Annotated in this window: 8 protein-coding genes; 6 read left to right on the top strand and 2 right to left on the bottom strand. The window is 63.8% G+C overall.

Features of this window, described 5'->3' with window-relative positions; all coding sequences use genetic code 11:
• Positions 1–330 precede the first annotated feature (330 nt).
• Positions 331–1,659 (top strand): MFS transporter, encoded by a 1,329-nt coding sequence (locus RT424_RS22335; RefSeq protein WP_409521573.1) that lies wholly within the window; start codon positions 331–333, stop codon positions 1,657–1,659.
• Positions 1,660–1,671: 12 nt separating this feature from the next.
• Here RT424_RS22335 and RT424_RS22340 read toward each other — a convergent pair whose 3' ends face one another.
• Together RT424_RS22340 and kdgD are read right to left on the bottom strand one after the other, a co-directional pair.
• On the bottom strand, positions 1,672–2,559 hold the full coding sequence (locus RT424_RS22340) for a LysR substrate-binding domain-containing protein (protein WP_313442731.1): 888 nt from the start codon (positions 2,557–2,559) through the stop codon (positions 1,672–1,674).
• A 62-nt stretch (positions 2,560–2,621) separates the two neighbouring features.
• Entirely contained in the window at positions 2,622–3,551 is a 930-nt protein-coding gene (kdgD, locus tag RT424_RS22345) for a 5-dehydro-4-deoxyglucarate dehydratase (protein ID WP_313442733.1), read from the bottom strand.
• 348 nt (positions 3,552–3,899) lie between these two features.
• On the opposite strand from kdgD, the gene RT424_RS22350 reads away from it, so the two are divergent.
• The 5 genes from RT424_RS22350 to RT424_RS22370 all read left to right on the top strand — a co-directional run.
• Positions 3,900–5,051, top strand: coding sequence for a mannonate dehydratase (locus RT424_RS22350; protein WP_313442735.1), 1,152 nt, complete (start codon positions 3,900–3,902; stop codon positions 5,049–5,051).
• Positions 5,052–5,114: 63 nt separating this feature from the next.
• Positions 5,115–7,877 (top strand): TonB-dependent receptor domain-containing protein, encoded by a 2,763-nt coding sequence (locus RT424_RS22355; RefSeq protein WP_313442737.1) that lies wholly within the window; start codon positions 5,115–5,117, stop codon positions 7,875–7,877.
• A 25-nt stretch (positions 7,878–7,902) separates the two neighbouring features.
• Positions 7,903–9,207, top strand: a complete 1,305-nt coding sequence (locus RT424_RS22360; RefSeq protein ID WP_313442739.1) for a sugar porter family MFS transporter — start codon at positions 7,903–7,905, stop codon at positions 9,205–9,207.
• A 3-nt stretch (positions 9,208–9,210) separates the two neighbouring features.
• Positions 9,211–10,590 carry a family 43 glycosylhydrolase gene (locus RT424_RS22365; protein WP_313442741.1) on the top strand — a complete coding sequence of 460 codons (1,380 nt, stop codon included), beginning with the start codon at positions 9,211–9,213 and terminating at the stop codon, positions 10,588–10,590.
• 20 nt (positions 10,591–10,610) lie between these two features.
• Positions 10,611–13,114, top strand: a 2,504-nt coding sequence (locus RT424_RS22370) for a glycoside hydrolase family 2 TIM barrel-domain containing protein (RefSeq protein ID WP_313442743.1), incomplete at its 3' end; no start/stop codon positions are given.

Raw genomic sequence — 13,114 nt, forward strand, 5'->3', positions numbered from 1 at the left:
CAAACACCCGCAGAGCGCTTTCAAGCTTGTGTTGCCTCCACCCGTTGAACCCACCTTCTCAAGCTGACATTCAGGAAAGTCCCACTCCAAGTCGTTCAGGTTAATTCGCTGCTCGGTGAACGGACGGTAGCTATCAGGGATTTGAAATGATGTGGTCTACGTCCGCTATGTCGGCGAAGAGCTTCTTTTTGATGTTTAAGCCAATTTCTGGCTTGATCTCTGCTGCATTCACGATGGACTTGGTGGCTGCTGACGCTTAGCCGAGTGATCCTAGCCGGGAAACGATTGCATATCCGGCGGGAGAGGGGTAGCGTGAAAGAAGTGCAGAGCATGGTCGTGTCCGGTAAGGAATCGACGGCGACCGCGAAGCCCACATGGGTGCGCCAGCGGATCATTGCGCTGATCTTTCTGATCACCACGATCAATTACGCGGATCGTTCCACTTTCTCCATCGCCGGTAGCGAGGCTTCCCGCGAACTGGGGCTCGATGCGGTGCAAACGGGCTTTATCCTGTCCGCCTTCGCATGGGCCTATGTCGCAGCTCAAATCCCGGCGGGTTTGCTGCTCGACCGCTTCGGAACGCGCAAGGTCTATACCATCGCGATTGCTTCGTGGTCGGTGCTGACCATGCTTCAGGGATTTGCGGGGCTTTTCGCGCTGCATGTCTTTGCGATGCTGTTCGTCATGCGGCTGCTGGTCGGCGCGGCGGAAGCGCCGTCGTTTCCGGGCAATGCGCGGCTGGTTATCGCCTGGTTCCCCGGTAGCGAGCGCGGCACGGCCTCGGCCATCTTCAATTCCGCGCAGTATTTCTCGCTGGTCGCTTTCGCACCGCTGATGGGCTGGCTGGTCCATTCCTTCGGCTGGCGCAGCGTGTTCTGGGTGATGGGCGGAATCGGCCTGGCCGGAGCGGCCACGTTCTGGCGCTACATCCGCAGCCCCGTCCAGCATCCGGCGATCAATCGCGCCGAACTCGACCTGATCGAGCAGGGCGGCGGTCTGATCCACATGGACGAAAGCGGCCGTGCATCCCGTGCGCCAAGCCTGCGCGACATGCGCCGCCTGCTCGCCAACCGCATGCTCGCGGGGATCTATTTCGGCCAGTATTGCATCAATGTGCTGACCTATTTCTTCGTGACCTGGTTCCCGATCTACCTCGTGCGCGAACGCGGCATGAACATCGTCGAGGCAGGCTTCGCCGCCGCGCTTCCGGCGCTGTGCGGTTTTGCGGGCGGACTGGTTGGCGGTTATGCCTCGGACGCGCTGCTCAAGCGCACCGGCTCGCTCGACATTGCCCGAAAGGGGCCGCTGACGGTCGGCATGGTCATGGCAAGTGCGATCATCGCCTGTGCTTTCGTGGAGTCGCAGTGGCAGGTCATCGCACTGATGGCGTTGGCCTTCTTCGGCAAGGGCGTGGCCTCGCTCGGCTGGGCGGTGATGTCCGATGTCGCGCCGCGCGAGCAGTCGGGCGTGGCCAATGGGCTGTTCAACATGTTCGGCAACATGGCGGGGATCGTGACGCCGATCGTGATCGGCTACATCGTTGCGACCACCGGCTCATTCGACTGGGCGCTGGGCTTCGTCGGCCTGCACTGCCTGCTGACGATCGTGGCTTTCCTGGTGATTGCCGGGCCAATCCGCCGGGTAACTCTGGCGGATTAAAACCCGAAAAATCTAGAGCAACGTTTCAAAGCAAAGCTGGCGCATCACGTCGAGCGCGGGGTTCTCGTTCTCGCGGTGCCAGGCCAGCAGCAGTTCCGCCGGCGCCTCGGGCGTCGTACGGATCGTGCGTAAGTGCACGTCGGTCATGTGCAGGCTCTTGGCTGCTTCCGGCACGATAGCGGCGGCAAGTCCCGAGCGGACGAGGCCGAGCATCGAGTGGATCTGCGTCACATGCTGCACATAGCTGGGGGTGACCGCAGCTTCGGCGAACAGCTTCACCAGCATCTCGTGGAAATATCCGGCGCCCTGCCGACTGTACATGATGAGCGGCTTGTCGTCGAAGTCCGACAGGTCGAGCGCGGCCTTGGCCTGCCTCGGATCGCCGGAAGGCAGGGCGGCCAGCATCGGTTCGCGGTGGATCAGCACGTGGTCGAACTCGGCCCGGTCGATCGGCGGGCGCACGAAGGCGAGGTCGATCAGGCCCGTCAGCAGCGCGTCGAGCTGCTCCGATGTCACCATCTCGCGCAGTTCAAGTTCGATGTTGGGAAGCTTGGCCAGTGCCTGCGCAACGATGCGCGGCAGCAGATCGTAGCCCGAGGCAGCGGTGAAGCCGATCACCACGCGCCCCGCATCGCCCTTGGCAATGCGCCGGGCGGCGAGCGCGGCGCCTTCGGCAAGGCGCAGGATGCGACGGGATTCGATCAGGAAGGCACTGCCGGCAGGTGTCAGTTGCACCTGCCGGCTCGTCCTTTCGAGCAGGGTGACGCCGAGGATCCGCTCCAGAAGCTGGATCTGCCGGCTGAGCGGCGACTGGGTCATGTTCAGTCGCCGCGCGGCGCGGCCGAAATGAAGCTCTTCGGCGGCCGCGACGAAGCAGCGCAGTTGGCTGAGATCGAACATCGCCAACCGACTAGGCCATCCGATCTGGCCTGTCACCCTGTGACACTCATGCTATCGAACGATCAGGCCGCAATCGGGGCCACGTCCGATACGCGCGCGATCAGTGCGGCCAGTTCTTCCTGCTCGGCAGCGGAGAGATCGGCCAGCGGCGTGCGCACCGGCCCGGCATCGCGGCCCACAGCGCGCATGCCTGCCTTGACGATCGAGACCGCATAGCCGCGTCCGCGACTGCGCAGGGCGATGTACGGCAGCACGAAGGTATTGAGCTGCTCGACGACGAAGGCATGGTCGCCCGCGCGCACTGCAGCGTAAAAGCGCAAGGCCCACTCGGGCAGGAAGTTGAAGATCGCCGAGGAGTACGTCGTCACGCCCATCGCCAGATAGGGCGTGGCGAAGGTTTCAGCAGTGGGAAGGCCGCCGATGTAGGTCAGGCGGTCGCCCATGCGGGCCTGGATACGGGCCATCAGTTCGATGTCGCCGACGCCGTCCTTGAAGCCGACGAGGTTCGGGTTGCGCTCGCACAAGTGGGCAAGCGTCTCGTCGGTAACGATGCCGTTGTCGCGGTTGTAGACAATCACGCCAAGGCCGGTTGCGCGGCAGACGGCTTCGATATGGTTGGCAAGGCCGTCTTGGTTCGAGCCGATCAGATAGGGCGGCAGCAGCAGGAGGCCGTCGGCCCCCGCCTTTTCGGCCTTGCGGGCGATGTCGGTGGCGATCGCGGTGCCATAGCCGCAGCCCGAGATGACCGGAATGCGTCCGGCGGTTTCGGCAACGGCGGCAGCAACTACTTCGCCCACTTCGTCCGGCGTCAGCGAGAAGAACTCGCCGGTGCCACCTGCAGCGAACAGGCCGGCCAGTTCATGCTCCAGCATCCATGCGCAGTGTGCGCGATAGTCGGCTTCCAGGAACCGACCCTCGGCGTCGAAATGGGTGACGGGAAACGACAGCAGGCCGGTCCCCAACTTCGATCCGACTTCCACGGGGCTAAACATCGTGAACTGACCTCTTCCAAAACAGTAAGACACACCTTTGTGCCAGTGGGCGTTATGGCAGGGGGTGGATCGGGTCCAACCCAATTAGGCAATCGATCGATGCCCTTGTTGGCTGGATTGTTATCCTTCCACGCTTGAGAGAGGCGTGAACCTCCGTATTATCGGGCTGTAGGTCCAAGTCCCATCGAACCACCAATCGATTGTCAGTGTGCGTTCGGCATGGATCAAGCCAGAATTGGCATTGGTATTTGTAGGGCAAATCCCGCAATGAGCCTTTCACCGCTGACAAGGCGGCGCAAGGCAATAGCGGACCGGAAAATCAGCCGGTCGCCAATCGGGGGAGTGACGATGGATCGCAGGAACTTCATGCTGGCAGTAGGCGCGGGCGCATCGCTGACGCTGGCCGGTGGGGCTCAGGCGGTCTCGGCGCGCTCCGCGAAGCCCGGCGCGGCGGGCGCTTCGGGTCGCAAGCCTTATCTCATGAAGCTCGGTTGCCAGAGCATGCCGTCCAGCGAGGCGCATTTTGCAGACTTCGCGCGCTTCGGTGTCACCAATATCTGCGCCCGCGCTGCCGTGGCTGACGGTCGGCTCTATCCGACCGTCGACGAACTCTCGCGCCTTCGCGAAAGGGCGGAGCGCCACGGCCTCAGTCTCGACATGCTGGAGCCGGACCTGCTGGGGTCAACCCATATCGACCGCGAGAAGCACCCTGCGATCATGCTGGGCGACGGTGCCGAGCGCGACCGCGATATCGAGGCTTTCGCCACCACACTGCGCAACTGCGCGGCAGCGGGCATCCCGGCGGTGAAGTACAACATGAGCCTGCTGGGCGTGCTGCGCACCGCGGCGGTCGAAGGGCGCGGCGGATCGCATTACTTCGCCTGGGACTTGTTGAAAGCGAAGCCCGCGACCCCGCTGACGCGCGCCGGAGTGGTCGATGCCAACCTGTTCTGGGAACGGATCACTTATTTCCTCGACCGCATCGTGCCGATCGCCAACGAGACCAAGGTGCGCATCGCCTGCCACCCGCAGGACCCCGGCACGCCGCCCGGTGGCTATCAGGGCATCACCAATGTGCTGGGCACCGTGGAAGGGCTGCAGCGGTTCGTCCAGATCAACGAGAGCCCTTATCACGGCCTCAATTTCTGCCAGGGATCGGTTTGCGAGAACCTGACCGATCCGGCCAATCAGATCTTCGACGTGATCCGCTGGTTTGGCAGCCGCAAGAAGATCTTCAACGTCCACTTCCGCAATATCCAGGGCCACCGCGACCGCTTCAACGAGAGTTTCCCGGACGAGGGCGACATCGACATGGTCCGCGCGCTCCAGACGTATGCGGAAGTCGGCTACGACGGCATGATCATGCCCGATCACGTGCCCGGCATGGACGATCCGCAAGTGGTGGACGGCAAGCCGGTGTGGACGCCCCGGGCCGAGAATTTCGCCTTTTGCTACGGCTACATACGCGGCCTGCTGCAATCGGCGCAGCGCCTTAGCTGACGCGACGACGGACGCCCAGAGGGGCGATGCCATACAAAATCCTTTGGAGGGGAGATTCATAAGATGACAAAGCGGTTCACCGTACTGGGCGGAGTGTCGGCGCTCGCCCTGTTCACGCACACGGCGGCCTTTGCGCAAGAGGCAGATGCTTCTGCAGATGAGCAACCTGTAGTTTCGACCGAGGACATCGTCGTCACCGGCAGCCGCATTCCGCTTTCCGGCTTCAACCGCCCGACGCCGGTAACGGTGACGAGCGCGGCGCAGCTTAATGCCGCGTCGCCCAGCACGCTTGGCGACGCGCTGAAGCAGCTTCCGGCGCTCTCGTCCTCGGCGGGGCCGCGCGGTGCGCAGACCTCCAGCGGGCAGGGCGGCGCCTACCTCAACTTGCGTAACCTCGGCACCACCCGCACGCTCACCCTGTTCGACGGCCGCCGCTTCATTCCCAGCGACGGCAGCGGGCAGGTGGATACCAACATGTTCCCGCAGGCGCTGGTCGAGCGCGTGGAAGTGGTGACCGGCGGCGCCTCGGCGGCCTATGGCTCCGATGCCGTGGGCGGCGTTGTGAATTTCATCATCAACAAGAAGTTCACCGGCCTCACCGGCAACGTCCAGAGCGGTATCACGACTTATGGCGACAATGACGAGCAGAAGATCGAACTCGCCTTTGGCACCCGCTTTGCCGACGATCGTGCGCATTTCCTGATCAGCGGCGAATACTTCCGCAATGCCGGTGTCGACGACCGCCTGGAACGCCCATTCTCGCGGCAGAGCTGCCAGCCCATTTCGCTCCCGGCAGGTTCGGCAACCAGGCGCGATTTCGCCTGCAACGTAAGGGTGGCCAATGCCAATTTCGGCGGCCTCATTACCAGCGGTCCGCTGAGGGGCACGACCTTCGATGCGAACGGCAACCCCATCGCCTTCAACTACGGCTCCAGCGTAACCGGGTCGACGATGATCGGCGGCGATGGCCCGCGCCCGCAGTTCGCACCGCTGATCGCCGGACTGGAGAAGAAGGTTGTCTTTTCGCGTCTCGCCTACGACGTCAGTGACAGCTTCACGGTCTTCGCGGAAGGCAACTACGGCAAGACCAAAAACGACTATCAGGTCGGCTCCTATTCGAACCAGCTCGGCACTACCGCGCTCAGGCTGACACGCGACAATGCCTACCTGCCAGATGAACTCGCCGCGATGATGGACCGGGCGGGTGTCACCACGCTCACCATGGGCCGCTACGACGGCGACTTGCCGCGCACCCGCGTCAAAGTAGCGAACGAGACCATTCGCGGCGTACTGGGCGCGGAAGGCAGCGTGCTGGGCGGGCTCAAGTGGAACGTCTATGCCGAAGCCGCGCGCAACACGCGCAACCTGGCGCTGCATCACGACCTCATCCAGGCCAATTACGTCAATGCCGCCGATGCCGTGGTGAACCCGGCCAACGGCAACATCGTGTGCCGTTCCTCGCTGACCAATCCGGGCAACGGCTGCATTCCCGTCAATGTCTTCGGCAACAACCCGGTCTCGGCCGAGGCGCTGAACTACGTGACAGGCACGAATACCGCCGACCAGAAGTTCAACGAATTCGTGACCGCCGCCTCGATCGCCGGTTCTCCCTTCGCGCTATGGGCCGGTGACGTCGGCTTTGCCGCCGGTGTCGAATATCGCCGCCAGAGCTTCAACCAAGTGGTCGATCCGCTGTCGGAAGCCTACAACCCGATCACCAATGCCGAAGGTGCCTACCGCGTCGGCAATGCCAAGGCACAGAGCGGCAAGTACAACGTCAAGGAAGCCTTCCTCGAACTCGACCTGCCGCTGCTGAAGGACCTGCCGCTGATCCGGGCGCTGGACTTCAACGGGGCCGTGCGCCGCACTGACTACAGCACCAGCGGTTCGGTGACGACCTGGAAGGCCGGCCTGACCTGGGAACTCTACGACGACCTGCGCCTGCGCGTCACCCGCTCACGCGATATCCGCGCGCCCAGCCTCTACGAACTGTTCCAGCGCGGTACGACCAGCTATCAACCGCAAGTCTACGATCCGTTCACCAACACAACTGCGACCAACGTCCGTTCGGTTGTGCGCGGCAACCCGGATCTACGTCCGGAAGTCGCCAACACCCTTACTTTCGGTGGGGTCTATTCGCCTTCGTTCCTGCCGGGCTTCAACCTTTCGGTCGACTACTATGATATCAAGATCCGCGATGCGATCGCCTCGCTGTCGTATCAGCAGGAGATCGACGATTGCTACAACGGCAGTGCCTCGGCCTGCGCGCTCATCAGCCGCGATGCGAACGGCGTACTCACGCAGATCGATATCGTCACCCAGAACCTTGCCTCGTTCGACACCCGCGGTATCGATTTCGAAGCCAGCTATCGCTCGAACCTTCCGTGGCTGCACAAGGATGCGGTGATCTCCACCCGCTTGCTCGGCAACTACATCGACAAGTACGAGCAAAGCTCGCCGGGCGTCGCCGCAATCGACCGCGCCGGGCAGATCGGTACGGCTCCGCACTGGCGCCTGACCGGGCAGGCGGACTTCCGGATCGGAGCGGTATCGCTGTTCAACCAGGCACGCTTCATCGGCGGCGGCGCCTTTGACAAGGGCACGGCGGCCGACGATCTGCCGCAGCGCCATTTTGCCGGTCAGGTGCTTTTCGACACTCGTATCGCAGCGAAGCTGCCGGTCGACCAGGATTGGGAAGCCTATCTCAGCGTCACCAACGTCTTCAACAAGCTGATAAATCCCTATGTGGCCAACGGCCCCTCGGGTATCTCCGACTTCGACGCGATCGGCCGCACGTTCCGCGTCGGCGTGCGCTTCACGATGTGATGGCCGGATAAAAGGGGACGGGATGATGAATGCGACGCTTTTCCGAGGCGTGCTGGTCGGCGCGCTCGCCGGGCTCTTGTTCGGTTTCGATACGGCGGTCATCGCCGGCACCACGGAAGGCATTCGCAACGCCTTCGGTCTCGACGCCACCGGCGTCGGGATCACCGTCTCCAGCGCACTCTGGGGTACGCTGGCGGGCGCTCTGCTCGCCGGCATCCCTGGAGACCGCTACGGCGCGCGGTCCTCGCTGACGGTTATCGCCTTGCTCTATCTCGTATCCGGCATTGGTTGCCTGTTCGCGCTGAACTGGCCGATGCTGCTCATCATGCGCGTGCTGGCGGGCTTCGCGGTGGGCGCATCCTCGGTGCTGGCGCCGGTCTACATCGCGGAGATCGCGCCTGCCGAACGACGCGGGATGATGGTCGGCGCATTCCAGCTCAATGTTGTGCTGGGCATTCTCGTCGCGTACCTGAGCAACTACTTCGTCTCCAGCCTCGAACTCGGTGCGCTCGACTGGCACGTGAAGTTCGGGGTGACCGCGCTTCCCGCGGTCGTGCTGCTGGTCATGATGCGCACCATTCCCGACAGCCCTCGCTGGCTTTTCGCCAAGGGGCGTGAGGCTGAAGCGGCGACCGTACTCACCAGGCTGGGCAATGCCGATGTTGCGGGTGAGATCTCCGTATGGCGCCGCGCGGAAGAGCAGGCGCACGCCCCGCGCCTCAACTGGAAGCGGCACCACAGGCCGATGCTGCTGGCCATCGCCATCGCCGCCTTCAACCAGCTCTCCGGCATCAACGCGATCCTCTATTACCTCAACGACATCTTCGCGGCAGCCGGTTTCACCGGCGTCTCGGCGGACCGGCAGGCCATCGTCATCGGCGCCTGCAACCTGCTGTTCACGGCGCTCGCGCTTACCGTTATCGACCGCATCGGCCGCAAGACCCTGCTGCTGATCGGCTCGGTCGGCCTTACCGCTGCGCTGTCGGGTGTCGCGGTGATCTTCGGCGGCGGTGCGCCGCAGAGCTGGCTGCTCTACCTGCTGATCGGTTTCATCGCGTTCTTCGCCTTCTCGCAAGGGGCGGTGATCTGGGTCTACATCAGCGAAATCTTCCCGACCGACGTGCGCGCACGCGGGCAGAGCCTCGGGTCCTCGGTCCACTGGTTCATGGACGCGATCATCGCTTTCGGCTTCCCGCTGATGGCCGCCCATGCCCGCGGCCTGCCGTTCTGGCTTTTCGCCGGTATGATGGCGCTTCAGTTCGTAGTTGTGCTGGCGTTCTTCCCCGAGACCAAGCGCCGCTCGCTCGAAGCTATCGGCGAGGCCATGTAAGTGATGATCCGGCTAGCAGCGGCAGTTCTCCTGACGGGCGCGGCATTCCTCGTGGATGCCGCGCCGACCACGGCAAAACAGCAGCAGGTGGCGGCGCTCGATTTGGGCGCGCGCAATCCGATCCTGCCCGGTTATTTCGCCGATCCCTCGATCGTGCAGCATGAGGGCGAGTGGTTCGTCTTTGCCACCGAAGACCCGTGGGGCGGCGACCGGCTTGGCCTCTGGCGCTCGCGCAATTTTCGTGACTGGACTTTCTCGGAGCCGAGCTGGCCGACCAAGCTGGCGGCCACCAGCCCGACCTCGAACAAGAGCAAGGTCTGGGCGCCTTCGGTCGTGCGCGGGCACGACGGGCGATTCTGGATGTACGTCTCGGTCGGCAGCGAGGTCTGGGTGGGCGTGGCCGACCACCCGGCCGGGCCATGGCGCGACGCCAATGGAGGCCGTCCGCTGATCCCGGGAAATTACCGCCCCGGCTTCCACATGATCGATGCCGAAGCCTTCATCGACGATGACGGCACTGCTTATCTCTACTGGGGTTCCGGGCTCAACTGGGTGAACGGGCGCTGCTATGTGGTACGCCTCAAGCCCGATATGGTGACCTTCGATGGCGAGCCGCAGGACGTGACTCCGGCGCACTATTTTGAAGGCCCGTTCCTGTTCAAGCGCGGCGGGCGCTATTTTCTGACGTACAGCTGGGGCAATACCACCAAGGACACCTATCAGGTGCGCTATGCGGTCGGCTCCTCCCCGCTTGGACCGTTCACCGAGCCGGAGGACGCGCCGATCCTCGCCACCGATACGGCCCGCAGCGTGATCAGCCCCGGCCACCATGCGGTGTTCGCGGCGGGTGGGCAGGACTTCATCCTCTACCACCGGCAGGCGCTGCCGTTTCCCTCGGCGGACGGCAAAGTACGGCGTCAGGTGGCGGTGGACCGGCTGGTAGTTGAGGGAGACCGTCTGCGTGTGGTCCGGCCGACGCACGACGGGCCGGATATCCCCGGCACTGCCGATCGCCGCCGGGCCGGGCAGGCCTTGCGGTTCAGCGCCTCCGCCATGCTGGATGCAGCCCATGCCGCAACACTGGCGGGCGACGACAATTACGCCACCGGCTGGGCCTCTCCAGCAAAGGGCAGTGCATGGCTTCAGGCAGACGTCGGGCGCAGGCGCCAGATCGGCGTCAGCGAACTGCGTCCCGCCGATCCGGTCACGCCGTTCTCGCTGCGCCTGCTTGCGTCCGATGACGGCAGGCAATGGCGCACGGTGCAGGAGATGAAGGGCGTTTCCGGCTCTCCCATCCTGCTGCCGTCTCCGGGTTCTGCCCGTTATCTGCGGATCGCCTTCGATGGCCCCGCCGCTATCCTCGAATGGAGTTTCGCCCAATGATGCCGCCGAGACACTTTCTGTTGGCAAGCGTAGGCCTCGCGATCGGCATCACCACATCCGTTTTTGCGGCCACGCCAGTGCCGAAGCCGATCCAGCCGCAAGTCTCTGCCGAGCGCCCCGACTGGGAGAATCCCGCTGTCTTCGCCAAGGGCAAGCTGCCCGCCCGCGCCACCGGCTTCCCGTTCGAGGACCGCGAACGCGCCGTAGCCAATGATCCTTCTCGCTCGCAGCGCTTCCTTTCGCTGGACGGGACATGGAAGTTCGATTTCACCCCCGATGCCGACAAGGCGCCGGAAGGCTTCTTCCGCCCGGATTACGACGTGTCGGGCTGGAAGCCGATCCAGGTTCCGGCTGACTGGCAGACGCAGGGCTTCGACCGCCCGGTCTACAACAACGTACAGTATCCGTTCCCGCCCAATCGCCCGCTGATCCCGCACGATGCCAATCCGGTCGGTTCCTATCGCCGCGATTTCGATCTTCCGGCGGACTGGAAGGGCAGCGACGTCATCCTGCATATCGGCGCGGCAGGCTCGGCCTACCGGGTCTGGGTGAACGGGCAGGAAGTGGGCTATAGCGAGGATTCCAAGCTCCCCTCCGAATTCGACCTGACGCGCCTGGTGAAGCCGGGGCGCAATTCGGTATCGATCCGGGTCTGGCGCTGGTCGGACGGTTCCTATCTGGAAGATCAGGACTTCTGGCGCGTTTCGGGCATCGAACGTTCGGTCTACCTAATCGCCGCGCCGCGCGCGCGGGTGGACGATGTTTTCGCGCGTGCCGGCCTTACCAATGATTACCGCGACGGCACGCTGGACCTGACGCTCAAGACCTCGTCCGCCGCGCGCGGGCTGACCGTACGGGCCACGGTGCTGGACGGCGACAAGGTGCTGCTCACTCGCAGCGCGAAAGTTGCAGGCGGCGAGATCGCCCTTAACGGCACGATCCCCGGCGTGCGCCCGTGGACGGCGGAAACGCCCGATCTCTATACGCTCATGGTCGAACTGATCGATCGCAAAGGCAAGACCGTACAGGCGACCGCACGGCGCATCGGCTTCCGCACGGTGGCGATCAAGGACGGTCTTGTCACCGTCAACAGCCAACCGATCACCATTCGCGGCGTCAACCGGCACGAACATGACCCGGAGCATTTCCATGTGATTTCCGAGGAATCGATGCGCCGCGATATCGAACTGATGAAGCGCAACAACGTCAACGCGCTGCGCACCTCGCACTATCCCAACGACGAGCGGCTCTACGATCTGGCCGACGAATACGGCCTCTACGTTATGGACGAGGCCAATATCGAGAGCCACGAATACCTCTCCGCCGCCAACCGCGCGAAGGACAATGCCACTTATCTGCTCGGCTACGATCCCGCCTGGGAAGCCGCGCATGTCAGCCGCGTCACCAACATGGTCGAGCGCGACAAGAACCATGCCTCGGTAATTTTCTGGTCGCTGGGCAACGAGACGGGCGTGGGGCCGACGTTCGAGAAGGCCGCCGCCGCTGCCCGCGCGCTCGATCCCACGCGCCTCATCTCGTTCCTCGGCCACTCGCAGATCAGCGACCACCGTCCGAACCCTTACGTCGATATCTATGCGCCGATGTACGACACCATCGGGCAGATGGTCGATTATGCCGCGCATCCCGAGAAATATCCGCAGCCGATGATCCAGTGCGAATATGCCCATATGCAGGGCAATTCCGGCGGCAATTTCAAGGAGATCTGGGACACCATCCATGCCCATGAAGACCGTCTGCAGGGCGGCTTCATCTGGGATTGGGTGGACCAGTCGATCTATCGCTATACCGCCGATGGGCGCCGCTATTGGGGAGACGGCAGTTCGTTCGGCCCCAATCCGCGCGGCGAGATCGAGTTCGGAGACGGTCTCAACCAGTCCGACCGTACGCCGAACCCGCAGCTTTTCGAAGTGCAGAAGGTCTATTCGCCGATCCAGTTTGCCGCGCTCGATGCCGGAGCCGGGCGGATCGAGGTGCTCAACCGCCACGATTTCCGCGACCTGTCTGGCTTTGCCTTCGACTGGGAACTGGATGAGGATGGGGTGGCCATCGCTCATGGCGCTCTGCCCGCGCTCGCCACCCCTGCGCGGGGCAAGCAGGCCTTCTCGGTGCCGCTCCCTGCTTTCGAACGTAAGCCCGGCTCGGAATACATGCTGACCGTGCGGGCCACCGCCAGGGAAGGTTCGGTGCCGCTAGTAAAGGCCGGAGCGGTGGTCGGTTGGGAGCAGTTCTCGCTCGGCACCAGCCCGACCCCCGATGTGGCGCGGCCGGTCAAGGTCGCGCTGGCGCAGGATGCGGGCAGCTATCGTCTTTCCGCCGGCGGCGCGACGCTGACAGTGGATCGCACGACCGGACTCGTTACCAGCTATGCCGCGGGCGGCAAGCCGCTGTTGACGGGGGGCGCGCCCTCTTTCACCCGCGCCTTGACCGATAACGATATCGGCACCCGGCCTGACGGCGCCAACGCACGCTGGGAAGCGATCGAGGCAGCGCGCAAGGTCACCGC

It is taken from the genome of Novosphingobium sp., from assembly GCF_032093395.1.
Classification (GTDB): domain Bacteria; phylum Pseudomonadota; class Alphaproteobacteria; order Sphingomonadales; family Sphingomonadaceae; genus Novosphingobium.

What these genes read in the sequence shown, in the direction of transcription:
- RT424_RS22360 (WP_313442739.1), top strand. Translation starts at nt 7,903, where the DNA reads ATGAATGCGACGCTTTTCCGAGGCGTGCTGGTCGGCGCGCTCGCCGGG.
- RT424_RS22335 (WP_409521573.1), top strand. Translation starts at nt 331, where the DNA reads ATGGTCGTGTCCGGTAAGGAATCGACGGCGACCGCGAAGCCCACATGG.
- RT424_RS22340 (WP_313442731.1), bottom strand. Translation starts at nt 2,559, where the DNA reads ATGTTCGATCTCAGCCAACTGCGCTGCTTCGTCGCGGCCGCCGAAGAG.
- RT424_RS22365 (WP_313442741.1), top strand. Translation starts at nt 9,211, where the DNA reads ATGATCCGGCTAGCAGCGGCAGTTCTCCTGACGGGCGCGGCATTCCTC.
- RT424_RS22350 (WP_313442735.1), top strand. Translation starts at nt 3,900, where the DNA reads ATGGATCGCAGGAACTTCATGCTGGCAGTAGGCGCGGGCGCATCGCTG.
- kdgD (WP_313442733.1), bottom strand. Translation starts at nt 3,551, where the DNA reads ATGTTTAGCCCCGTGGAAGTCGGATCGAAGTTGGGGACCGGCCTGCTG.
- RT424_RS22355 (WP_313442737.1), top strand. Translation starts at nt 5,115, where the DNA reads ATGACAAAGCGGTTCACCGTACTGGGCGGAGTGTCGGCGCTCGCCCTG.